Source organism: Bacillota bacterium LX-D, from assembly GCA_031628995.1.
In the GTDB taxonomy this organism is placed as follows: Bacteria; Bacillota; DUOV01; order DUOV01; family Zhaonellaceae; genus JAVLUO01.
The window spans coordinates 13,648-38,767 of sequence record JAVLUO010000009.1 but is presented as its reverse complement, the minus strand read 5'-3'; the positions used below and the strand labels follow the sequence as shown (position 1 = coordinate 38,767).

The following is a 25,120-nucleotide window of genomic DNA, read 5'->3' as shown; positions in this document are numbered from 1 at the left end:
TTGCAAATATGGTTAACATATAAAAAAGTATTATGTATGATAGTTATAACGCTTCAAAAAGGAGGAGTATAACTATAGATAATATCGTTTGGAGTATATTAAAAATCATTCTAGCACTTTTCTTAGTTTTTTTAAATGGCTTTTTTGTAGCCGCGGAATTTTCTTTAGTTAAAGTTCGCAAAACTCGTTTAGCTGAGCTTACAGAAAATGGTTCAAGTAAAGTTGGTACAGCTTTAGCTGTTGCATCTAAGCTAGATGCCTACTTATCGGCGTGCCAGTTAGGAATTACCCTAGCATCCCTAGGCTTAGGTTGGTTAGGGGAGCCTGCTATTGCTACTTTACTTGACCCATTATTTAAAAATATTACAGGCTGGACACCTATTTACACACATTCTGTATCTCTTGTTATTGCTTTTATTGTTATAACCTTTTTACATATTGTTTTAGGGGAACTTGTACCTAAATCCCTAGCTATTGCTAAAGCAGAAGGTACAGCACTTTTTACTGCGGGACCCCTAAAGTTATTTTATCAGGTCTTTTATCCGATTATCTGGTCTTTAAATAATTTAGCTAATGCTTTTCTGCACATTTGGCACATTAACCCTGCTAACGAAGGGGATCTATCCCATACGGAAGAAGAATTGCGGATGTTGGTAGAGGCAAGTCAGAAACATGGCCATTTGGATAAAATGGAGGGAAAACTTTTAGATAATGTTTTTGAGTTTTCCGACAGGGTAGTTAGCGAAGTTATGATTCCCCGCCAAGATATGGTTTGTTTATATATTCAAGATTCCTTAACGGAAATCTTAAAAGTAGTTAATGAATACGGACATACTAGATATCCACTGTGCGATGATGAAAAAGACAATATTATTGGCCTCATTCACATGCGTGATTTGTTGCGCGTCCAAAATAATACTGACTTTAATTTAGCAAAAATAACTAAGGATATTTTACTTGTACCGGAAGGAATGCCTATTTCTCATTTGGTGCAAAAAATGCGCAGTCAGCATACACACTTAGCTGTGGTTGTAGACGAATTTGGTGGTACGGCAGGTCTTGTAACTATTGAGGATTTAATTGAAGAATTAGTTGGAGAAATTTACGATGAATTCGATATTGAAGAAACAATGGTGAAAAAAATAAGTGAAACGGATTACGAATTCAACGGTAGAGTTTTACTGGAGGAAGTTTCTGAACTGTTAGGCATTCATTTAGAGGAAGAAACTGTTTATACAATTGGAGGCTACATTTTCAACCGGATAGGACGAAAGCCTGTCCTGGGTGATGAGGTCAGCATCGACGGATATGTGTTTACAGTTGCAGAAGTAAAAGGACTACGTATTATCAAAGTTAAAGCAACAAAAAAACCATCTGAAAGCTTCCGAGCTAACGACAACTAGCTCGATAATAGTTTATAAATGGCTGCTTAGGCAAAAAGCGCAATGAGCAATGGATTGGATATTTATTACCAAATCCCTTGCTCATTTTTAACTATGGTCTAGTGATATCATAGTTTTACTTAAATCGGTAATCTATGCAATTACCTATTGTATAGGAAAGATTTGTATAATTTTAAGTGTTTGAGTAAAATAGTATTTATGGTGAGCACTTTAACAAAAATAGGTTTCTAGGGTAACAAATCCCATGTTAATAAAATAAAAAAAACGAGGGGTGAAGATTTAATTTATTTAGGGAAAAAATTGTGGGGGGTTTATTCATGTTTAAAAAAATGCCTATTAAGGCAAAAATTCTTTCATCTATCGGTCTCATTGTTCTACTTTCCTTTATAATTGTAATTTCTCTTGTTTCCACTATGGCCATTAAAATGGCTGAAAACTCAGCCTACGATCTGGCGAAAGAAACGGCTACCCATTATGGTGCCAAAGTCGATGCGGAAATCGAAGTTGCAGCCGATACTGTCCGAACTGTTGCAGATACTTTTGAAAGTTTAAGAGGAACTCAAACCGTAGACCGAAGTGTTTTAATCAATATTCTCAAAAATATTGCAGAGGATAATCCTTCTTTTCTAGCCGCTTGGACTATTTGGGAACCAAATGCTTTAGATGGAAAAGATGCAGAATATGTCAATAAGCCAGGCCACGATCAAACTGGGCGCTTTATTCCTTATTGGAGCAATAGCAATGGAAAAATGACTTTAGAGCCATTAAAAGATTATGATAAACTTGGTGCTGGAGATTATTATATAATTCCTAAAAGTACACATAAGGAAACTCTAATTGAACCTTATTCTTCCAAAGCTGCAGGAAAAGAAGTCTTAATAACCAGCTTAGTCCATCCAATTATGGAGAATGGTAAATTTATCGGTGCAGTAGGGGTAGATTTGCCTTTAGAAAATCTACAGAAAATGATAGTTAAGATTAAACCTTTTGAGACAGGTTTTGCCAGCCTTATTTCCAATGAGGGAAAATATGTAGCTCACGCTGATCAAAAGAAAGTAGGGCAGGTAGTCAAAGATCCAAATGCGTTAGGAGCTGTGATAAAAGGTGCAGCTTATACCAGCAGCAGCGAAAAATTTTATCAAGTCTATATTCCTGTTTATATTGGCCGGTCAGATACTCCCTGGTCATTCCAAGTTACTATTCCCATGGAAAAAGTAAAACAGGAAGCTAATATGATTAAAACATATTCCATTATAATTTTCCTTATTTCTTTACTTATTATTGGAGCTGTTTTAATCATTTTGGCCAACAAAATAACCAAACCTATCACCAAGGCAACAGCTATGTTGAAGGATATTTCCGAAGGGGAAGGGGATTTAACGAAAAGGCTGCAAGTAGACTCTTCTGATGAACTGGGGGACATGGGGCGATACTTTAATAAATTTATTGATAATGTTCATGAAATCATTAAAAAGGTGCAGGCAAGTACAGTTCACGTGGCTACAGCAGCCAAAGAACTAAGTTTATCCAGCGAAAATGCTCAAAAAACTGTGGATCAAGTAGCCATAGCTATTCAGGATATTGCTAAAGGTGCTAATGAACAGGCCAGAGAATCTCAAAATGCAGCTGAATTTTTGGAACAAATTACTCAGAATATTAGTGCCAATGGTCAAAAAATTGATTTCATTACAAAAGCCTCAGAAAGCTCTCTCGGTTTAGTAGAAAACGGTCTCCAGGCTATGGAGGATCAAAATGAAAAGATGCAGGAAAATATAAAATCTGAAGAAAATATCATAAAATCTGTGACAGATTTGAACCAAAGAATCCAGGAAGTAGGTCGGATTTTAGATACTATTTCTAGTATCGCAGAACAAACTAACCTTTTAGCACTTAATGCGGCCATCGAGGCAGCTAGGGCAGGAGAACATGGCCGGGGTTTTGCTGTGGTAGCAGAAGAAGTAAGAAAGCTAGCTGAACAAAGTGCTCAGGCAACTAACGAAATTGGCCAGATTATCCAAAAGATTCAGTCTGGGGCAAGTGAAGTAGTAAGGGAAATTGAGCAGTCTAAACAAATAGTTGATGCCCAAATGTCCTCAGCAGAAAATGTCAATAGTGCCTTTAAGAATATTGCTGAAGCTGTTCAGGGGATGAATGAAAGTATTGAGGCCTTTAATGCTGCCTCTCAGGAAATGGAACAAAATGCTCAGAAAGTAACAAGTGTCATAGAAGCTGTAACTGCTGTGGCCCAGCAGAATGCTGCCTCCACTGAGGAAGTATCAGCAAGCAGTCAAGAACAAAGTGCTACAGTAGAGGAAATGACAGCTTCGGCTGAATCTCTGGCACAGTTAAGCCAAGAATTGCAGCAAATCGTAGGACGTTTCAAAGTAGAATAGCAATAAAGATAAGCAAGACATGAATAAATAGTAAGACGACAGAATCAAAGGGGCTAAGCATCTGGCTTAACCCCTTTAAATATTTTTCAGTTAGTTCTCAGTTTTGAAATTGCAGACTAGAGCATTTAATTTTTCGGCCATGGCGGCAATTTGTTGAGTGGTAGTGCTTAGATTATGTAAATTAGCTGTTTGTTCTTGAATGGTAGCGTTCATTTCCTCTGTATCGGCAGAAGTATTAGTTGTCAGATTATTTACCTCATCAATGGCTGCCGTAACCTGGGCGGTAGAAGCTGCCTGCTGTTCCGCAGCGGCAGCAATATCTTGTGCTTTTTCCGAAACAATTTGGATTGCTGCCACAATCTCTTGAATACTGTGCTTAATAGTTGAGGAATTCTCCACTCCAATTTTAACCTTTTCAGTTACGCTGTTAACCTTACAGGAGGTGTTGTGGATTTTCCTTTGAATTTCTCCAATAAGCTTAATAATTTGGTTAGAAGATTTATTGCTTTCTTCCGCAAGTTTTCGAACCTCTTCAGCCACTACGGAAAAGCCTCGACCATGTTCTCTTGCTCGGGCCGCTTCAATAGCTGCATTTAGAGCAAGCAAATCCGTTTGGCTGGCAATGCTGGTAATCATGTTGACAATTTCATTGATTTTTTTGGACAGTACTTCAAGCTGTGCCATTTCTTGCGTAACTTCTGCAGAGGATACAGCAATATCATTAATGGAACTAAGGACATGTTCTACAGCGCTGCTTCCATCGGCGGCCATTTTAGCTGCATTAAGACTTTGTTCTGACACCTGCCGGCTAAAATTAGCTACTAAATCTGATGATTTAGCCATCTCTTGGGATGAAGCAGTTGTTTCTTCAATGGATGCTGCATTTTGCTGCATGTTGCCGGCTATATCTGAAACGACTTGCAATATTTGGGTCATTGTTTCATTAGATGCAGAAATATTTTCAGCTAAACTAGCTGTACTATGACTAACTTCTAAGGCGGAATTTTTAACATTGGAGATTATCTGTTTTAATTTGGAAATAAAACTATTAAAACCTTGGACTACATCAGATATCTCATCTTTAGTTTGGATTTGAATAGTTTGGGTTAAATCACCGCTGCCGGAAGACAGCTCTTGAAAAAAGCTAGCTAAGCGTTTCAAAGGAGAAGTAACAGATTTTTTTAGGACAAAAATCAAACAAATAATGGTAATTAAAATAGTAGTAATGGTAATAGCTATTTGAATTAAACTAATATTCCCTGTAATAGCCTTAATAATATCAACGTTTTCGCCTACAAAAAACATACCTGCAATTTTTTGATTAACATCAAAGATTGGTATATAAACAGCTGAATAGGGTTTGCCAAATAAATTAATCGTAAGATTATATCTTTTGCCTTCCTTAAGAACTTTTTTATTTACTTCCGGATCTGTAAGCTTGGTACCATTTAACCTTTTTCCATTTTTCATTAGAGTAGTTTCAACTCGTTCGTTGCCTTTAAAAATAGTAACTTCGCAATTTAATGTTTTCTTTAAATCATCAACAAAACTCTCGCTGCTAAAAACATAACCTGTAGAAATAGCACCAACTATTATGCCATTTTCATCACGTAAAGGGCTGCCTGCGCGAACTGAGAGTTTAACTACCTTTCCTTCCTCTATACCTACTGACTGCTCTCCTGCCAGAGCTTTTTGAATATTAACTTGATTGACAATACTATCTCCAAATTCACCGGGGGAGTGAGCACGTATAAAAACTTTGCCTTTTGTATCTGTAAGTACAAAATAATCCAAATCAAATGCTTTCATGGCTTCCTGACATAATTTTAAAGCTTGTGTCCGGTTATTTTCCTTAAGTGCATTAACTAATTCGCTGGAATTTTCAAACCACTTTAGACTATTGAGGGCGTAAGCTTTTTTTTCTTCGACTAAATATTCTAGGGAATCGGCATTGGCCTCAGAAATAGAATTATATTGCTCCTCAATTCTACCTTGAATAAGATTTTTGCTTAGCCAAAAACCCCCGCAGGCCAGTAAAATGTTTACTACAATCACTGGCAACATAATTTTATGGCTGATTTTTTTCATGGCAACCACTCTCCTAAGCGGAAACTATACTATTGCTATCTAGATTCTATTATACAATGTAATGCAAAAGAAATGCAAAAATTTCCTTAGTATTTTTAATTAGAATAAAATTAAAAAACCCGCATTTTAAAGGCGGGTTTACAAGCTTTGTGGAACTATTATGTTAGATGTAAGCGTGATGGTCGATTTCAAAACTTCCACAGTCGGTTATCTCAGTATTAGTAGCCTTATCAGCGTGTTTTGTAATTTGAATATTCGGCAGTGAACAATAGTGATCAATTTTAGCATGGTGTTTACATTCTTGTACTGTACATTCTATACTTTTATTTTTAAGAACCAACTAAATCAACCTCCCTTTTATGATCTAACTTATATTATTAGATGATTTAAAGAATTTATACTTCCAAGAAACTAATTATAATTTCTAGTCCAATTAGAAAAACTAATAAAAACTAATAACCTATTTCTTGCTTTAACAAATATTTTTGCAGGTATATAATAAATTTGCAGTTATCAATTCAGTAGAAAATGATCTGAAATTTAAGACTAAAAGAGGTAGGAAATGAAGAATCATTTATCACCGTGGCAAATAATTTTTATTGGATTTATCCTAATCATTTTATTAGGAACCGTACTGCTCCTTTTACCATTTGCTGTTCAACCGGGAAAACAAATTAATTTAGTGGATGCTTTTTTTACGGCAGCTAGTGCCATGTGTGTGACAGGTTTAGTTGTGGTGGATACAGGTTCAACTTTTAGTATCTTTGGCAGAACTGTCCTTGCAGTGTTGATACAAATTGGCGGACTGGGCTTTATGTCCTTGACTGTATTTTTCTATTTATTAATGCGTAAAAAGATCAGCTTAAAAGATCGGCTTCTATTAAAAGAAAGTTTAAACTTAAATTCTTTAGAAGGCTTAGTTAAACTGGCTAAATTTATTTTAATTTTTACCTTTACAGCAGAAGGAATTGGAGCTTTAATTAGCTTTTTTGTTTTTCAAAAGGATTTTGGCACTTTGTCAGGCTTAGGCATCAGCGTTTTTCATGCTGTTTCTGCTTTTAATAACGCCGGGTTTGATATTTTGGCTAATAATTTTAACAATTTAATTCCTTATCGAAATAATGTTGTACTTAATTTATGTACTTCAGCTTTAATTATTATCGGTGGTTTAGGGTTCATTGTCCATGCGGAAATTCTCAAAAAAAGAAGGTGGAAATATTTTTCCGTCCACACCAAAATAGTGTTGTTAATGACTGTTTTGCTCATAGCAGTTGGTACCATTTTACTGTTCTTAAGTGAAAATGTTACTTTACTAGGTGCATTTTTTCAAAGTGTTTCAGCAAGAACTGCTGGCTTTAATACTTATAATTTAGATAACTTTACTGATGCCGGAAAGTTTGTGTTAGTCTTATTAATGTTTATTGGGGCTTCTCCTGGTTCCACAGGAGGCGGCATCAAAACCTCAACCCTGTTTATTTTAATAAGCAGCATTGGCAGTTACATTAATAACAGCGATTGTGTCCTTTGGAAACATAGGATTACAGATGAATCCATTAGAAAATCTTTTGTTATTTTTGCTTTAGCCTTGGGAATTGTGATTCTTAATACTTATCTTATTACCTTAATTGAACATAACATTAGGTTAATCAAGGTCTTATTTGAAGTTACATCTGCTTTAGGAACAGTTGGGCTTTCCACTGGAATTACACCTACGCTTCATTGGTCAAGTAAATTACTTTTAGTTATGACCATGTTGGCAGGCCGTGTTGGCATTTTAACTATAGCTTTTGCTATCTATGCTAAGAGTCGCACCAGACTTAAATATCCTGAAGAAGACATTTTAATAGGATAGGAGAAATAGGAATGGCTTATTTTATGACTAATAAAAATATAAAAAAACCAGAAAAAGATAATATGGAAAAAAGAAATGCGCCCAAAAGAACTATTGATTTTGGTGTCATTGGACTAGGACGTTTTGGTTTAAGTTTAGTAGACAATTTAGCTAAAGCGGGGAAGGAACTTTTAGTTATTGATAATGATGAAAATAAAATTAAGCATTTGCCTGAGAATATAACTCATGCCGTTATAGCGGATACACACGATATTCAGGCTTTGCGTGAAGCAGGAATACAGAATTGTGATGTGGTAGTAGTTTGTATCGGTGAGGACAAAGAATCAAGTATATTAACTACTTTAAATGTTTTAGACTTAGGTGTTCCTACCGTAATTGCCAAGGCCATTAGCCCAGAACATGGCAAGGTTTTAACAAAAATTGGGGCAGAAGTTGTTTATCCTGAAAAAGATATGGGTATCCGTTTAGCTAACAGCTTATTAACCTCTAAAATTGTCAATTACTTTGAAATATCCGAAGACTATTCTATTGTAGAAATTAGGCTAAGCAGTAAATTTGCCGGCAAAACAATAGAAGGCCTAAATATTCGGAAAAAATTTAAGTTAAATGTTCTAACTGTAGTTAAAGGGAAACAGGTTATTGTCGAAATAGCTCCAGATTTAGTTTTAGAGGAAAATGATATTATTGTTGTCGTCGGCCATAATGATAATATTGCTCTGTTCCAAAGACAAAATGCCAAAGAATAACTTTACAAAAGATACTGCAACTCAGCATAGGGAAAATCTTTTTCATATTTAGAGTAAGCAGGGCTATTGGGCGGGCAGGACCAACTTTTCTGACCTTAATTACTTTTTCCATGTTAGGTATCTTGCTGGTAAAAAATTGTTTCAAACATGCCAACACCCCTAGAATAATTCCTAGATTTTTAATTACAATTATATCAAATAAATTACTGAGTAAAAGTACTTTTTTTAGGCAAAGAAACTATAGGGATGCTATAGTTTCTTTATTTACGGGATATTGTTGACAATAATGATTTAATATTACTATAATTAAATAAAGACGAATTGAGGAGAGGGACCTATGGGAAAAACTAAAATAGATATTTATTCCGGTTTTCTTGGAGCAGGAAAAACAACCCTCATCAAAAAACTCCTGGAAGAAAAGTTGTTTCAGGAAAAAGTAGCCCTAATTGAAAACGAATTTGGAGAAATTGGAATCGATGGCACAATCTTAAAAGGTTCAAATATACAAGTTACAGAACTTACTTCAGGCTGTATCTGCTGTACATTAATTGGTAATTTGGAACAAGCTATTTTTGAGTTGGTTTCGGAATATAAACCCGAGAGGATTATTATGGAGCCATCGGGAGTAGCAAAGCTCTTCGATATGATTAAAGTATGCGAACAGCCAGCAATGCAGGATTTACTTGAAATAAATATCTTAGCTGCTGTTGTAGATGTTTTAAAGTATAATACCTATATAGAAAGCTTCGGTGAATTTTATGAAGATCAGATTAAAAATGCGAAAACCATTATTTTAAGCCGTACAGGTTTGGCTCAACAGGAGTTAATAGAAGAAGTAACTGCTAAAATTCAATTGTTAAATTCTCAGGCTAGTATTATTACTACCCCCTGGGAAAATTTAAGTGCGGAAAAAATCCTGGCTGTGGCTGAAGAAGTAGAAACTTCATTAGAAAAAGAGCTCTACCATGAACATAGTCATGAACATCATCACGACGAAAATTCTTCCTGTGGATGTCATGGCCATCATGACCATAACCACCATCACCACCACCATGAGCATGACCACAACCATAAGGCAGATGAAGTATTCTCCGTCTGGGGCATGGAAACCCCCAAAGTTTTTAGCAAAGTAGAACTAGAGGATATTTTACATAACTTAGATAAGCGTATCTACGGAATGGTGCTCAGGGGAAAGGGAATCCTTCCTATTAAAGACAAGAGCGGTAATGACAATAGTTGGGTTCAGTTTGATTATGTGCCAGGGGAAATATCATTTAAAGACATTACTCCCGATTATACAGGCAGGGTATGTATTATAGGGCAAAACCTAAAAAAAGAAGATTTAACCAAAGTTTTTCAAGGCTAAATTTGAATCGAGTAAGGTAAAGCCGAAGTTAATTACTTCGGCTTTACCTTACTCGATTTCTTCTAAATTGGCATCATTATATTCTTTTTTTAATTGCATCAATTTTAAATGGTTAGCTGCATATTCCTTTTATTGTTAATTTCAAAAATCTTATCCTCTATTTTATCCGCAGGCACACCGTCATTCTTACATTTAATCTGATTCATAATTAACTCTTTACTTTTTTTAATATTAGCTTCCTTCATTTTAGCCATCAGCTTGGAAAATGTGTTTTGATGTTCCTCAATTAATTCCTCATAGGCTTTTTTCATTGCCCTTTTTCAGCTTCATTTAATATTTCTGCAGGCTTTATTTCCATTAAGTCATTCCCCCTTATAGAGAATTTTTCCCTACTTAAAATAGATTTTCTCTCAGAGAAAAAATTATTACTATCCCAATAAATTATTAGCTTAGAACCAACAAAACGCATAGAAAAATTTTAACTGAAAACAATATGTTTAGGAGAAAAAGTAAAAATTTATAACTTTAGAGCAAATCTGGGTTTAAGGAGGAAATTGCGTGGTAGATTTTAGCAAGGCAGAACCATTTAGAATTAAAATGGTAGAGCCCATAAGTTTGATTTCTAGGGAGGAAAGAGAAAAGGCTCTCAAAAAGGCAGGATACAACTTGTTCGCCCTAAAAGGCGAAGAATGTTTTATTGACTTATTAACAGACAGTGGAACAGGAGCCATGAGTGACAACCAGTGGGCAGGCTTAATGCTTGGTGATGAGTCCTATTCCGGTAGTAAAAACTACTATCACTTAATGGAAGCTGTAGAAGATATTTTTGGCTATAAATATGCTCTTCCTACTCACCAAGGACGTGGTGCTGAAAAAGTCCTCTTTCCCCTTTTAATTAAGGAGCCAGGACAAATAATTATCAGCAATATGCACTTTGATACAACTAAAGCCCACGTAGAATTAGCTGGCGGTCGTGCTGTTAATAATATTATTGAAGAGGCTTTTAATACTTCTCAATACCATCCCTTTAAAGGAAACTTTGATTTGGAAAAACTAGAGTCCTTTATCAAAGAACGTGGAGCAGAAAAAATTGCAGCAATTTTAATTACAATTACATGCAACAGCGCTGGGGGACAACCTGTTTCTATGGAAAATATTAAAGCAGTAAGTGCCCTAGGTAAGAAGTATAAAATTAGAATTTTTATTGACGCTGCCCGTTTTGCGGAAAACGCTTACTTTATTAAAACAAGAGAACCTGGATATAGTGATAAATCAATTAAAGATATTGTAAAAGAAATGTTTAGCTATGCCGAAGGATTTACTATGAGCGCTAAAAAAGATGCTATTGTTAACATCGGGGGCTTAATTGGAATTAAGGAAGACGAAGAGCTATATACAGAAGCCGCTTCTAGACTAGTTCCTTTAGAAGGTTTCGTTACTTACGGCGGTTTAGCCGGCCGTGATATGGAAGCTTTGGCAAGGGGACTCTACGAAGGTATAGATTATAACTATCTAACTTACCGAATTAGTCAGGTAGAATACCTAGGTAAACGTCTTCTAGATGCTGGTATCCCCATTCAATATCCAACCGGAGGACATGCTGTATTTGTAGATGCCAAAAAAATCGTACCTCATATTCCTTTTCACCAATTCCCAGCTCAGGCAATTTGCAATGCCTTATACCTGCAAGCTGGAGTACGCAGTGTGGAAATTGGCTCTTTTCTCCTAGGTAGAGATCCTGACACAGGGGAGAATTTAGAATCACCTTTAGAATTGGTAAGGTTGACTATACCTCGCCGTACCTATACCAACAACCATATGGATGTTGTAGCGGAAGGCTTAATTGAGGTCAAAGAGCTGGCAGATAAATTAACCGGTTATGATTTTGAATACGAACCTAAAATATTGCGCCATTTCACTGCTCGTTTAAAACCTCTAGTGCCTTAGAAGAATAAAGGACAATTATAGAGAGGAGTAAGGTATATGGCCACAGGAAACCAAGAATTACAAAGAGGGTTAAAGGAAAGACATATTCAAATGATAGCTTTAGGTGGAGCCATTGGTACAGGCTTGTTTTATGGCTCAGCCACTACTATTCAATTGGTGGGACCGGCAATTACTATTTCTTACATAATTGGTGGTATAATTATTTTCCTAATTATGCGGGCCTTAGGGGAAATGTCGGTTGATTATCCCGTTGCCGGTTCCTTTAGTTTTTACGCTTACCAAAACGTAGGTAATTTTGCGGGATTTTTTTCAGGCTGGAACTACTGGTTTAACTATATAGTGGTTTGTATGGCTGAAATAACGGCCATTGGTGCCTATATAAATTTTTGGTACCCAGGTGTACCGGGTTGGATTTCAGCTTTAGTTGCTTTAGTGCTTTTAACTGCAGTTAACTTAGCAAATGTTAAGGCCTATGGGGAATTTGAATTTTGGTTTGCGATAATTAAGGTTGTTACAATTATAGCCATGATTATTGCAGGCCTGCTTTTAATTTTCTTAGGTATTGGCAATAACGGACAGCCCCTTGGTTTTGCTAACCTTTGGGCTCATGGAGGCTTTTTGCCGAATGGAATTTTAGGATTGCTTTTTTCCCTAGTGGTAGTTATGTTCTCCTTTGGGGGAGTCGAGTTAATCGGAATTACCGCCGGTGAAGCAGAAAATCCCCAAAAATCAATTCCTAGCGCCATTAATAAGGTTGTCTATCGAATTTTGTTATTCTATGTTGGAGCTTTAACTGTAATGATGATTATCTATCCCTGGAATCAAATTGGTACTCAAGGAAGTCCCTTTGTGGAGATTTTCTCTAAAATCGGTATTCCAGCTGCTGCTTCTATTATTAATGCCGTTGTAATTACGGCTGCTTTATCAGCTTTTAATAGTGGTTTGTACAGTAACGGCAGAATGCTTTATAATTTAGCACAGCAAGGTAATGCACCGGAGGCATTAGGCCGTGTAAGTAAAAACGGGGCACCTTCTATTGGAATTTTATTTTCGGCAGGACTAATCCTAATTTCCGTTATTTTAAACTACTTATTTCCAGGTAAGGTTTTCCTTTACCTTATTTCAGTAGCAACTATTGCCGGAATTTTGAACTGGACTATGATTTTACTTACGCAAATTAAATTCCGCCAAAATCGAAGTCCGGAGGAAATAGAGAAGCTGCATTTTAAAATGCCTCTTTTCCCCATATCTAATTATATTTCATTGGCTTTTTTAGCCATGGTTGTAGTAATTATGGCATTTATGCCAGATATGGTTTATGCTTTATATGTAGCACCTATTTGGTTCTTAATCTTGTACATAGGGTACAGAATTCAACTAAATTATAAGGCCAAAACACCAGTTGGCGACTAACCCAAGAGCAGAGGTGAAAGGAAAATGAAAAAAGAAGTAAATACAGCTAATGCCCCAGCAGCTATTGGCCCCTATTCTCAGGCTATTAGCTTTGGTAATTTAGTAATGACCAGTGGTCAAATTCCTTTGACTGCAGATGGCAAATTAGTAAGTGAAGATGTCAAAGAACAAACTAAGCAAAGTATGGAAAACTTAAAAGCTATTTTAGAGGAAGCAGGTTCAAGTCTTGCTCAAGTTGTTAAAACAACAGTATTTATTAGCGATATGAATGATTTTCCTCTTATTAATCAGGTCTATGAACAATATTTTGCAAAACCTTTTCCGGCTCGCAGCTGTGTACAAGTGGCAAGGCTGCCTAAAGATGTGAAGGTTGAAGTTGAAGCTATTGCGTTACTTTAAAAAGAAAAATTTTAACATCTAAAAAATTTATTAAAATTTGCAGGACTTTCCAGGATTCTGGCGAAGAGGAGAAATCTAGTGGAGAGGATAAAGGGGGAATAGCAATGGAACACCAGGTGATAGTATTTAAGCTATCCAGAGAGGAGTATGCAGCGTCTATTACTGAAGTCAAGGAAATTGTCCGCTACCAAAAAATTAATCGTATACCTAATACCCCAGTTTATGTTGAGGGCGTAATCAATTTAAGAGACAAAATATTTCCAGTTATAGACTTAAAAAAACGTTTTAACTTAGGCAGTTCGGAAATAGAAGACCAGACTAGAATTATTATCATTGAGTTAGGTAACATTAACGTAGGTTTGATTGTTGACTCCGTAGAAGAAGTTTTACGCATTGGGGAAGAAAATATCGATGATGTGCCAAAAACTTTAGTTAGCATTGATACTAAATTTATCAGCGGTATTGCCAAGGTTGGAGATAGAATTATTACTATGCTCAATTTGCAAGAAGTATTTAATGCCGCTGAAAAAACTGAATTAGAAGCTGTTTAACTATTTAACAAACAAAGCCTCTGAAAAAATTCAGAGGCTTTGTTGTTGAAAAGGCTAACAGTTGTTTACTACAATAAAGGTGAAAGAAGCCTAGAAACTGATTCCTTAGTTTTGACAAGCATAGACCTTTTTCTATACCTTTCCAAAGTTATCTCCGTAGAGTCAAGCATATCCTGCATAAAAATCTCCTCAAGTTGTTGGGCAATTTCAGAACTATAAAGAAAACTGTTGACCTCAAAATTAATTTTAAAGCTGCGGATATCTAAGTTTGCTGTACCTACACTGCTGACAAAACCGTCGGCAGTTATCATTTTACTATGGATAAAACCTTTCTTATAAGTAAAAAATCTGATTCCTGCTTCCAAAAGTTCTCCGCAGTAAGAAAGAGATGCCCAGTAGACAAACAGATGATCCGGTTTATTAGGGATAATAATTCGTACATCTACTCCAGATAAACTTGCTATGACTAAAGCATTAAAGATACTTTCATCTGGGATAAAATATGGAGTTTCGATATAAATATGTTTTCTAGCGCTAGCAATAATTTTTAAATAACCAGTTTTAATGGAACGCCATTTAGAGTCAGGGCCGCTGGAGACAATTTGAATAGCCTTTCCCCCTTGAGGACAACTTTTTTTAGGGGCGAAAAACTTTTCAAAGGAAACATCTTCTTTAGAGGCAAACCGCCAGTCCAGCAGAAAACGTAAAGTTAAACTGTTCACAGCGCTGCCTTTAATTTTAAGATGCAAGTCCCTCCAAAAACCAAACTTTTTCGAAAGCCCTAAATATTCGTTGCCAATATTAAAGCCTCCTAAGAAGGCCTCTTCTCCATCGATAACGCAGATTTTACGATGATTGCGGTAATTCAGCCTAAAGTTAATATAAGGAATAAAAGGGGGGAAAAACACAGCAGTTTGACCCCCCGCCTCAAGCAAGGGCTGAAAAAATTTTTGAGGCAGTCTAATACAGCCCATGCCGTCGTAAAGAAGCCTTACTTCCACGCCTTCTTTAGCCTTAGCTGTTAGAATTTGTACTACCTTTTTTCCTAAAGAATCGTTGCGAATAATATAGTATTCCATTAGAATAAAGTTTTTAGCGTTGTTTAAACTTTCCAGTAAAGCTGCAAATTTGGCATGACCTTCATTATAGATTTCAACATAATTATCCTGGGTAAAAATAGAACTGCTGCTTAATAAATGAAGCCTTATCATGTCCGTATATTGGTGACACCTGGGATCATTAAATTGACAGCTGTCAGTTTCTAAAAGGGCTTGCTGCCGATAATTATCCCGAATAATTTTAGCTTCATCTTCACTTTTTAAATTAAATAACTTTCTTTTCCGCAAATCTTGCCCTAAGAAAAGATATAGGATAAAACCGGCAATGGGAATAAAAAGCAGTACCATTAGCCAAGTTAAAGTATTGCGTGGGTTTCGACGTTCAAAAAATACAAGTAAAATAGCTAAGAAAATATTAATAATAAATAATTCATTTAGTATAGCTGTTAAAGAAATATTGAAGCTCATTATTGGACCTCTTTTATGAAAAATCTGTCCCCATTTTCTATTATGCTATCCTTTATTAATACTAATATGACAAATATTTGCATGTATTACAAGGTAAATTATGGATAAAAATTATAATAATTAGTTGAGCTAAACAAGTAAAAGTCCTATAATAAAACTAAAATCTGACCTTGATTGACCATAAAGGAGGAAAAAAAATATGGATCTAAACCGGTTCACTCAAAAATCTTTAGAAGCGCTGCAGTTAGCTGAAAGCAAAGCACTAAACTTAGGTAATCCGGAAGTAGATCTGGAACACTTAACACTAGCCTTATTAGAGCAAACCGATGGCCTTTTCTCGAGAATTTTAGTTAAAATGAATATTCCCGTCCAAGCTTTTCATAAGGAAGTAGAAAAAATTGCTGATGGTAAACCTAAAGTTTCCGGCCCGGGTAGAGAAGCGGGGAAAATATATGTCAGCGGCAGTCTGAATACGGTTTTAGTTAAAGCAGAACAGGAAGCTCAGCAGATGAAGGATGAATATATTTCTGTTGAGCATCTTGTCTTAGCTATGTTAGGGGAAGGACGCCAATCAAAATTAGGGGATGTATTTGCTCGTTTCGGTTTAACCAGGGAGGCCGTACTGAAAGCTTTAACGGAAATTAGAGGCAGTCAGAGAGTAGTTAGCCAAAATCCCGAATCAACCTATGAAGCTTTAAGTAAATACGGACATGATTTAGTTAAAGCAGCTAAGAGCAATAAACTGGATCCTGTCATTGGCAGGGATAGTGAAATCAGGCATGCTATTCGCATTTTATCCCGGAAAACTAAAAACAACCCTGTTCTAATCGGAGAACCCGGAGTAGGGAAAACTGCCATTGTAGAAGGTTTAGCCCACCGAATTGTTCGTGGCGACGTGCCTGAAGGCCTCAGAGACAAAATAATTTTTTCCTTGGATATGGGTGCTTTATTGGCGGGAGCTAAATTTCGTGGGGAATTTGAAGAGCGGTTAAAGGCTGTACTGCAAGAAGTTAAAAGTAGTCAAGGCCAAATACTGCTTTTTATCGATGAACTGCATACAATCGTAGGTGCCGGAAAGTCGGAAGGGGCAATAGATGCAGGGAATATGCTGAAGCCTATGTTAGCACGAGGAGAGCTTCATTGTATTGGAGCCACCACTTTAGACGAATATAGAAAGTATATTGAGAAAGATTCGGCTTTAGAGCGAAGATTCCAGCCGGTATTAGTGGAAGAACCTACAGTGGAAGATACCATTTCTATTCTCCGTGGACTAAAAGAGCGCTTTGAAATATTCCACGGAGTTAAAATACATGACAATGCTCTGGTAAATGCAGCTGTATTATCTAACCGCTATATTTCCGACCGCTTTTTGCCTGATAAAGCCATCGATTTAGTAGATGAAGCCTGCGCTCTAATTAGAACGGAAATTGATTCCATGCCTGCGGAACTAGATGAAGTGGCTCGCCGGGTAATGCAGCTAGAAATTGAAGAAGCTGCCCTGAAAAAGGAAAAAGATTGGAGCAGCCAGGAACATTTGGCAAATCTCCAAAAAGAACTGACAGAATTGCGAGAAAAACTTTCCAGCATGAAGGCACAATGGGAAAATGAAAAACAAGCATTGCAGAATGTGCAGAAAATACGAGAGGAAATAGAACAGCTGCATCAATCTATTGACAAAGCGGAACGGGAATATGATTTAAATAAAGCGGCAGAGTTAAAGTATGGTAAGCTGCCGGCTGCTGAGCGCAAATTAAAAGAGGTAGAGCAAAAGTTAGCCCAAAGCAAAGGCCAAACAGGACTTTTGCGGGAGGAAGTAACGGAAGAAGAAATTGCCCGCATTATTTCCCGCTGGACAGGCATTCCCCTAGCCAAATTAGTTGAGGGAGAGAAAGATAAATTGCTGCGTCTAGATGCTATTTTACATCAGCAGGTTATTGGGCAGGATGAGGCAGTCCAATTGGTAACCGATTCTATTATTCGGGCCAGAGCCGGTATTAAAGATCCTCATCGTCCCATTGGTTCTTTTATCTTCCTTGGGCCTACAGGAGTGGGTAAAACAGAGCTAGCCAAAACCCTGGCCAGCACCCTTTTTGATTCACCGGAAAATATGATTCGGATTGATATGAGCGAGTATATGGAAAAACACTCTGTTTCTAGAATGATTGGAGCCCCTCCCGGTTATATTGGACATGAAGAAGGAGGGCAGCTGACAGAAGCCGTGCGCCGGAAGCCTTACTCAGTAGTATTATTAGATGAAATTGAAAAAGCCCACCGGGATGTGTTAAATATTTTATTGCAGATCTTAGATGATGGGAGGATTACGGATTCTCAAGGAAGAACAGTTGATTTTAAAAATACGATTATCATTATGACTTCTAATCTAGGCGCTAGCCAACTCTTAGAAGGTATTCAGGAAAATGGAAAAATTACAGCACAAATTACTGAAAAGGTATTATCAGAACTGCGTATGTCTTTTCGCCCTGAGTTCCTAAATAGAATAGACGATATAATTATTTTTAAGCCTTTAACAGCCGCAGAAATATCTAAAATAATCGATTTACTAATTGCTGATTTGCAAAAAAGACTTCAGGATCGAAAAATCAGTTTGCAATTAACAGATGGCGCCAAAGAATTTATTGCCCAGGGAGGTTATGATCCTACCTATGGAGCTAGGCCTTTAAAAAGATTTTTGCAAAAGCAGTTGGAAACTATGCTGGGCCGGGCGTTAATTAAAGGCGATATTGGAGATGGTGACAGCTTAATTATCGATTATCAAGACAGTAATTTAAAAATACTTAAAAAATGATGGAGTGGAGCTATGACAGTAATACTTAAAACAAGACCCAAATATTGAGCCGGCACAGTCTTTTTCTTTAATACCGTAGTTGAAGTAGAAATTATTACGCCAGAAGGACAAATCAAGAAGGTAAAATGGGATGAAAAAGATATTCCCATGATTTGCGAGAACTAATTAACATAGCGCCTGGGAGTGATTTTTGTGAAAAGTTTAGTTTATTTATATGTTGCTTTAGGAGGAAGTATAGGTGCCGTAAGCAGATACTATCTTTCTAACCTGATTGATTCCCGAGGTAATTCCATTTTTCCCTGGGGAACCTTTACTGTTAATATGCTAGGCTGTTTGATTATTGGTTTGGTTCAAGCTCTGGGAGTTGAAAAAGCATTAATTAGCCCTAACTTAAGGATCTTTATTTCCGTTGGTTTAATTGGGGCCCTGACTACTTTTTCAACTTTTAGTTTAGAAACACTTAATATACTGCGACATGGAGAATTCAAAACAGCTCTATTAAATATAGGGGGAAGTTTACTTATTGGTTTGCTAGCTGTCTGGTTAGGACTTGTAATTGGCAATACATTGTCTAAATAACGTTTTTTGTATGCTGTATAACTGTTCCAACAGCATGGGCATAGTATTGTCAAATTAATTAAAGTTCCATATAATAATTTTTAATAGCTTTTTGCCTAATATACTTTTTTTAACCTAAAAAAATAGCAAAAAAGATTAAGAGGCAAATTGTATAGATATTTTGGAGAAGGAGTGTAAGTAATGCCAAAAAAAATGAAAACCATGGATGGGAATACGGCTGCAGCCCATGTGGCTTATGCTTTTACGGATGTAGCAGCAATTTATCCTATAACTCCATCATCCCCCATGGCAGAGAATGTGGACGAGTGGGCAGCTCATGAGCAAAAGAACCTTTTTGGTCAAAAAGTTCAAGTAGTGGAAATGCAATCTGAAGCGGGAGCTGCAGGGGCAGTACATGGCTCCTTGGCAGCAGGTGCTTTAACAACAACTTTCACTGCTTCTCAAGGGCTGTTGTTGATGATTCCTAATATGTATAAAATCGCCGGCGAGCTGCTTCCTGGAGTATTTCATGTTACTGCCAGGGCTTTAGCCAGCCACGCTTTATCTATTTTTGGCGACCATTCTGACGTAATGGCTACTAGACAAACAGGCTTTGCACTGTTAGCTTCCGGATCAGTACAGGAAGTTATGGATTTAGCTGGTGTAGCTCATTTAACAGCTATTAAATCTAGGGTCCCATTTCTCCATTTCTTTGATGGTTTTAGGACCTCCCATGAAGTGCAAAAAATTGAAGTTATCGATTATGAGGACTTGGCTAAACTCTTAGACTGGGACGCAGTTAACTCCTTTAGAAATAGAGCTTTAAACCCTGAGCATCCTGTTACTAGAGGGACAGCCCAAAATCCAGACATTTTCTTCCAAGCCAGAGAAGCATGTAATACATATTACGAAAATGTACCTGATCAGGTAGCAGAGTATATGCAGAAAATTAGCAAGATTACTGGCAGGGAATATAAACCTTTTAACTATGTAGGAGCTCCTGATGCTGAGCATGTTATTGTGGCTATGGGCTCTGTTACGGAAACTATTGAAGAAACCGTAAATTACCTCGTAGGAAAAGGTGAAAAAGTAGGCTTAATCAAAGTACATTTATATAGACCTTTTTCTCCTAAGTACTTCTTCGACGTACTACCTAGTACAGTTACCAAAGTTGCTGTTTTAGATAGAACAAAAGAACCAGGTGCTTTAGGCGAACCACTATTTGAAGATATTCGGACAATTTTCTATGGTACTGCTAACCCTCCTTTAGTCGTAGGCGGCAGATACGGACTTGGCTCCAAGGATACGACTCCATCTCAAATTAAAGCAGTATTTGATAATTTAAAAGCTGCTGAACCAAAGAATGGCTTTACCATTGGTATTATTGATGATGTAACTCATACTTCCTTACCTATTAATGAAACAATTAAAACCATCCCTGAGGGTACTATCTCCTGCAAATTCTGGGGCTTAGGCTCAGATGGAACAGTTGGGGCCAATAAAAGCGCCATTAAAATTATTGGAGATAATACAGATTTATATGCTCAAGGCTATTTCGCCTACGATTCTAAAAAATCAGGGGGCGTAACTATTTCCCACTTAAGATTTGGCAAATCTCCAATTACTTCTACATATTTAATTAATACACCAGATTTTGTAGCTTGCCATAACCAAGCTTATGTTCATCAATATGATTTGGTAAAAGGATTAAAAGATGAAGGCACCTTTGTTTTAAACTGTAAATGGAAGAAAGAGGAATTAGACGAAAAACTACCTAATTCCTTGAAAAAATATCTTGCTCAACACCAAATTAATTTTTACATTATTGATGCTACAGATATTGCCCAAGAAATTGGTTTAGGCAATAGAATTAATATGATTATGCAGGCGGCTTTCTTTAAGCTGACTAATGTTATTCCTCTAGACGATGCAGTCAAATATTTAAAAGAAGCTATTGTTAAATCTTACGGCAAAAAAGGCGATAAAGTAATTCAAATGAACTACGCTGCTGTAGATAAAGGCATTGAAGCTTTAGTGAAAGTAGATATTCCAGAGGCTTGGGGGCAACTGACTGCTGAAGCTGAGGCTGCTGCCGCATCTGATGTTCCTGACTTTGTTAAAAATATTTTAATCCCTATAAATAAGCAAGAAGGGGACGATTTACCCGTTAGTACTTTTGTCGGAGCTGAAGATGGAACTTTCCCAACAGGAACTTCAGCTTATGAAAAGAGGGGTATTGCTGTTAATGTTCCTGAATGGCAAATAGATAATTGCATTCAGTGCAATCAATGTTCTTTCGTCTGTCCTCACGCTGCAATTAGACCAGTTTTAGCTAATGAAGAAGAGATAAAGAATGCACCTGCAACCTTTGCAACTTTAGACGCTAAAGGTAAAGGACTGGAAAACCTAAAATATAGAATTCAGGTTAGCGTTTTGGATTGTACCGGTTGTGGCAACTGTGCTGATATCTGTCCTGCTAAAGAAAAAGCTTTAGTTATGGAACCGCTGGAAACACAAACGGAACAGCAAGTTCCAAACTGGAATTTTGCTGCCACTGTTCAAGAGAAAAACGGCGTGATGGCTGCCAATACAATTAAAGGAAGCCAATTTGTCCAGCCTTTGATGGAATTTTCCGGAGCTTGCGCTGGCTGTGGCGAAACCCCTTATGTCAAAGTACTTACTCAGCTTTTTGGCGATAGGATGATGGTTGCCAATGCCACCGGTTGTTCTTCCATCTGGGGAGCTTCCGCACCTTCTATCCCATACTGTAAAAATGCTGAAGGCAAAGGACCCTCATGGGCTAATTCCCTTTTTGAGGACAATGCTGAATACGGCTTCGGTATGGCCCTGGCAGTTAAACAGATGCGGAATAAGTTGATAGATTTAATGACTGAGCTCCTTACTTTAGATGTACCTGCTGAGTATAGAGAAGCTTGTGAGGCTTGGCTGGCAGGAAAAGATGATGCAGAAGCAAGCAAACAGGCTACAGCTAAATTGCTGCCTTTGTTAGCTGCTGATAATTTAACTGATGCTAAAGCACAAGAGATTGTTGCCCAAATTGCTGAGAAAAAAGATTTCTTAATTAAAAAATCCCTATGGATTTTTGGCGGCGATGGTTGGGCTTATGATATAGGTTACGGCGGCTTAGATCATGTCCTTGCTTCCGGTGAAAACGTTAACATCCTTGTCTTTGATACAGAAGTTTATTCCAACACCGGAGGACAGTCCTCGAAGGCTACGCCAACTGGGGCAGTTGCTAAATTCGCAGCTTCTGGTAAAAAACAAAAGAAAAAGGATTTAGGCATGATTGCTGCAACCTATGGCTATGTTTACGTAGCTCAAGTCAGCATGGGTGCTGATAAAAATCAACTGATGAAAGCATTCATAGAAGCTGAAAGCTATGAAGGACCATCCCTAATTATTGCTTATGCGCCCTGCATCAACCATGGTATTAAGGAAGGTATGGGACGTACTCAGGCCCAAGGTAAGAAAGCTGTAGAACACGGCTATTGGCATCTATATAGATACAACCCGGCTTTAGCAGCTGAAGGGAAAAATCCATTTACCCTTGACTCTAAAGAGCCTACAGGCAGCTTTAGAGACTTCCTAAATGGAGAGGTAAGATATACTTCTCTAGCCAAAGCATTCCCAGAAGCGGCTGAAGAGTTGTTTGCTAAAGCTGAAAAAGAAGCTAAAGAAAGATACGAAAATTATAAACGCTTAGCTAATGTAGAGTAATAATTTTTTCCAAAGGCAGGGATAAAACTCCTTGCCTTTGTTTTTTAATTAAATATTGTTAATTTTATCCTAAGGTTGACAAGGGCTAAAAGATAAGATATAATTCTATATTGTCGGAAACAAACTTTAAGACTAGTTAGGAAAATATACTACTAGCTTTAAGGTAAAATATCTGCTATTATCTTATAAGTAGAACAACGCGGAGAGATGGCTGAGTTGGTCGAAGGCGCTCGCCTGGAAAGCGAGTAGACGGGCTTTAACTCGTCTCGAGGGTTCGAATCCCTCTCTCTCCGCCATTTTTATAAGTTTGCCGTGCTAGATGGGGAGGTAGCGGTGCCCTAAACCCGCAATCCGCTATAGCGGGATTGAACTCCCACTGCAGGGTTGTGATTTGTGGGGTCTGGCTAATGTAAGTGGCAATGAGGATTGGGTCCTGCGCAACGGGAACTCATGAACCCCGTCAGGTCCGGAAGGAAGCAGCGGTAAGTGACCATTTTCGTGTGCCGTAGGATTGCCTGATTGGAGTTAACTGCATTGGTAACGCTCGGAAACGCAATTCAAAGGTGGGTGCACGGCTTTAATTAAATAAAATAAGTAAAATACGTTTTAAGGAGGCTCCGCAAAGGTGCCTTTTTGTTTTACGTAATTTCGAAAGGAAATACTACATTTGTGGAGAATAATTTTAAAAGTCTTTTTTTGAGGTGCATTAAAAAATGAGTTATATAGCGCTGTACCGCCAATGGCGACCGATGGATTTTAAACAGGTTGTAGGACAAGAACACGTGGTGCAAACATTGCAGCATGCTTTAGAGTTACAACGGATTAGTCATGCCTATTTGTTTTGCGGGCCAAGGGGTACGGGCAAAACCAGTATGGCTAAAATTTTAGCAAAAGCAATTAATTGTTTGGATAATCAAAATGGGGAGCCTTGCAACCAGTGTGCCAGTTGTCAGAGAATTAACCAGGGACAGGCATTAGATATTTTAGAAATAGATGCTGCCTCCAACCGAGGGATAGACGAAATTCGTGATTTGCGGGAAAATATCAAACTAAGCCCAGTAGAAAGCCGTTATAAAGTATATATCATTGATGAAGTACATATGTTAACCATGGAAGCATTTAACGCTTTACTTAAAACCTTGGAAGAACCTCCGGCTCATGTAGTATTTATATTAGCTACAACAGAGCCTCATAAAATACCATTAACTATTCTTTCGAGATGCCAGCGTTTTGATTTTCACAGAATACCCTTGGAACAAATTGCTAAACGGTTAAAAGAAATTACTGAATTTCACCAGGTAGAGGCTGATGAATCGGCACTATTTTTAATTGCCAAAACTGCTTCCGGAGGAATGCGGGATGCCGTAAGCTTGCTGGATCAGTGCATGTCTATGGGAACAGCCAAAATCATTACAGAGCAGGTTGCCCAAATTGCTGGTTTAGTCAGCGATGAATATTTGCTTGAATTAGTTGATGCTATGGCTGCCGGTCATACTGCCAAATGTTTGACTATGCTTTATGAGGCATTAAAAACCGGCAAAGAAGTACGTCAACTAATAGCTGATTTACTTTTACATTTAAGAAACCTGTTATTATTGCAATTGGGACAAGGTGTCGAGGATTTAATTATTGTTGCCAATGAAACTTTACCCAGGCTTAAAAAGCAAAGCAGTAGTTTTGGCAAAGACAAATTACTGGCTATGATTAAGGTACTGGCAGCTGCTGAAAATGAAATTAAATGGAGCACCCAAGGTCAAATACTGCTGGAAATCAGTTTATTAAAAGCTATAGAGGTACTGCCGGAAGAAAATAAGGATGAAGTTTTAGTTCCTAAAAAAAAGGCAGCGTCAACAAGTACTTCAGCAAAAACAGTTGCTCCAAAGGCCAAGGCAATTTCACCTACATTCCCATTGCCAGAAGTACCTGGGGCAGAAGAAACAAAAGAAAGCATAGCTCAAGACTCAACCTCCAATCTTAGTTTGGAAAAAGTTACAGCTAAATGGCAGGAAATATTAGATGCTTTGCGTAAAGTTAAAATTGTAGCTTACGCTTTCTTTATTGAAGGGAAACCCATAGAAATTAGAGCTGGTAAGCTAGTTTTACAGTATAGAGAAGAACATAAATTCCATAAGGAAAGAAGTGAACAACCAGAGAATAAAAAGGTAATGGAACAGGTTATAGAACAAGTTTTAGGATGCAAAATAGCTCTTGAATTTCAGCTAAAAACTAATCAATCTGCCGAGCAGAAGAATGACCCTAAGGAAGACGAATTGTATCTTAAGGCCTGTGAAATTTTTGGCGGAGACATTGTAGAATTAGAATAAGTTAGGAGGA

17 protein-coding genes, 1 tRNA gene and 1 other RNA gene are annotated in these 25,120 nt (G+C 37.4%); 15 read left to right on the top strand and 4 right to left on the bottom strand.

The window, feature by feature from the left end; translation table 11 throughout:
* Positions 1–32: 32 nt before the first annotated feature.
* On the top strand, positions 33–1,403 hold the full coding sequence (locus RDV78_08540; protein MDS1030518.1) for a hemolysin family protein: 1,371 nt from the start codon (positions 33–35) through the stop codon (positions 1,401–1,403).
* A gap of 317 nt (positions 1,404–1,720) precedes the next feature.
* Positions 1,721–3,796, top strand: a complete 2,076-nt coding sequence (locus RDV78_08535; GenBank protein MDS1030517.1) for a methyl-accepting chemotaxis protein — start codon at positions 1,721–1,723, stop codon at positions 3,794–3,796.
* 90 nt (positions 3,797–3,886) lie between these two features.
* Here the strand turns inward: RDV78_08535 and RDV78_08530 are convergent, their stop codons facing one another.
* Both RDV78_08530 and RDV78_08525 read right to left on the bottom strand, forming a co-directional pair.
* Positions 3,887–5,884: a methyl-accepting chemotaxis protein gene (locus RDV78_08530; GenBank protein MDS1030516.1), complete on the bottom strand. Its 1,998-nt coding sequence runs from the start codon at positions 5,882–5,884 to the stop codon at positions 3,887–3,889.
* Between the two features lie 163 nt (positions 5,885–6,047).
* On the bottom strand, positions 6,048–6,224 hold the full coding sequence (locus RDV78_08525) for a DUF1540 domain-containing protein (protein MDS1030515.1): 177 nt from the start codon (positions 6,222–6,224) through the stop codon (positions 6,048–6,050).
* Positions 6,225–6,446: 222 nt separating this feature from the next.
* On the opposite strand from RDV78_08525, the gene RDV78_08520 reads away from it, so the two are divergent.
* The 3 genes from RDV78_08520 (at position 6,447) to RDV78_08510 (ending at position 9,848) form a co-directional block, all read left to right on the top strand.
* A complete protein-coding gene (locus RDV78_08520) occupies positions 6,447–7,736 on the top strand; it encodes a TrkH family potassium uptake protein (GenBank protein MDS1030514.1) in 1,290 nt (429 codons plus the stop codon).
* Between the two features lie 11 nt (positions 7,737–7,747).
* The gene (locus tag RDV78_08515) at positions 7,748–8,482 is read left to right on the top strand and encodes a TrkA family potassium uptake protein (GenBank protein ID MDS1030513.1); all 735 of its coding nucleotides are present in this window, start codon (positions 7,748–7,750) and stop codon (positions 8,480–8,482) included.
* 337 nt (positions 8,483–8,819) lie between these two features.
* Complete coding sequence (locus RDV78_08510) at positions 8,820–9,848, top strand: GTP-binding protein (GenBank protein MDS1030512.1); 1,029 nt, start codon at positions 8,820–8,822, stop codon at positions 9,846–9,848.
* A gap of 104 nt (positions 9,849–9,952) precedes the next feature.
* On the opposite strand, the gene RDV78_08505 is transcribed toward RDV78_08510, so the two are convergent.
* Complete coding sequence (locus RDV78_08505) at positions 9,953–10,159, bottom strand: hypothetical protein (GenBank protein ID MDS1030511.1); 207 nt, start codon at positions 10,157–10,159, stop codon at positions 9,953–9,955.
* 247 nt (positions 10,160–10,406) lie between these two features.
* On the opposite strand from RDV78_08505, the gene RDV78_08500 reads away from it, so the two are divergent.
* From RDV78_08500 to RDV78_08485, 4 genes are all read left to right on the top strand, one after another.
* Positions 10,407–11,795 (top strand): tryptophanase, encoded by a 1,389-nt coding sequence (locus tag RDV78_08500; GenBank protein MDS1030510.1) that lies wholly within the window; start codon positions 10,407–10,409, stop codon positions 11,793–11,795.
* A gap of 36 nt (positions 11,796–11,831) precedes the next feature.
* Positions 11,832–13,208, top strand: coding sequence for an amino acid permease (locus RDV78_08495; GenBank protein MDS1030509.1), 1,377 nt, complete (start codon positions 11,832–11,834; stop codon positions 13,206–13,208).
* Between the two features lie 24 nt (positions 13,209–13,232).
* A complete protein-coding gene (locus RDV78_08490; GenBank protein MDS1030508.1) occupies positions 13,233–13,607 on the top strand; it encodes a RidA family protein in 375 nt (124 codons plus the stop codon).
* 104 nt (positions 13,608–13,711) lie between these two features.
* The gene (locus RDV78_08485) at positions 13,712–14,158 is read left to right on the top strand and encodes a chemotaxis protein CheW (GenBank protein ID MDS1030507.1); all 447 of its coding nucleotides are present in this window, start codon (positions 13,712–13,714) and stop codon (positions 14,156–14,158) included.
* Positions 14,159–14,226: 68 nt separating this feature from the next.
* Here the strand turns inward: RDV78_08485 and cls are convergent, their stop codons facing one another.
* Positions 14,227–15,684 (bottom strand): cardiolipin synthase, encoded by a 1,458-nt coding sequence (gene cls, locus RDV78_08480; GenBank protein MDS1030506.1) that lies wholly within the window; start codon positions 15,682–15,684, stop codon positions 14,227–14,229.
* Positions 15,685–15,883: 199 nt separating this feature from the next.
* Between cls and clpB the strand changes: the two genes are divergently transcribed.
* The 6 genes from clpB (at position 15,884) to dnaX (ending at position 25,110) form a co-directional block, all read left to right on the top strand.
* On the top strand, positions 15,884–18,490 hold the full coding sequence (gene clpB, locus RDV78_08475; GenBank protein MDS1030505.1) for an ATP-dependent chaperone ClpB: 2,607 nt from the start codon (positions 15,884–15,886) through the stop codon (positions 18,488–18,490).
* Between the two features lie 192 nt (positions 18,491–18,682).
* Positions 18,683–19,069, top strand: coding sequence for a fluoride efflux transporter CrcB (gene crcB, locus RDV78_08470; protein MDS1030504.1), 387 nt, complete (start codon positions 18,683–18,685; stop codon positions 19,067–19,069).
* Positions 19,070–19,249: 180 nt separating this feature from the next.
* Positions 19,250–22,786, top strand: coding sequence for a pyruvate:ferredoxin (flavodoxin) oxidoreductase (gene nifJ, locus RDV78_08465; GenBank protein ID MDS1030503.1), 3,537 nt, complete (start codon positions 19,250–19,252; stop codon positions 22,784–22,786).
* A gap of 201 nt (positions 22,787–22,987) precedes the next feature.
* A tRNA-Ser gene (locus tag RDV78_08460) sits at positions 22,988–23,082 on the top strand.
* Positions 23,083–23,096: 14 nt separating this feature from the next.
* An RNA gene (gene ffs, locus RDV78_08455) (signal recognition particle sRNA large type) lies at positions 23,097–23,361 on the top strand.
* A gap of 138 nt (positions 23,362–23,499) precedes the next feature.
* Positions 23,500–25,110, top strand: a complete 1,611-nt coding sequence (dnaX, locus tag RDV78_08450; GenBank protein ID MDS1030502.1) for a DNA polymerase III subunit gamma/tau — start codon at positions 23,500–23,502, stop codon at positions 25,108–25,110.
* Positions 25,111–25,120 lie beyond the last annotated feature (10 nt).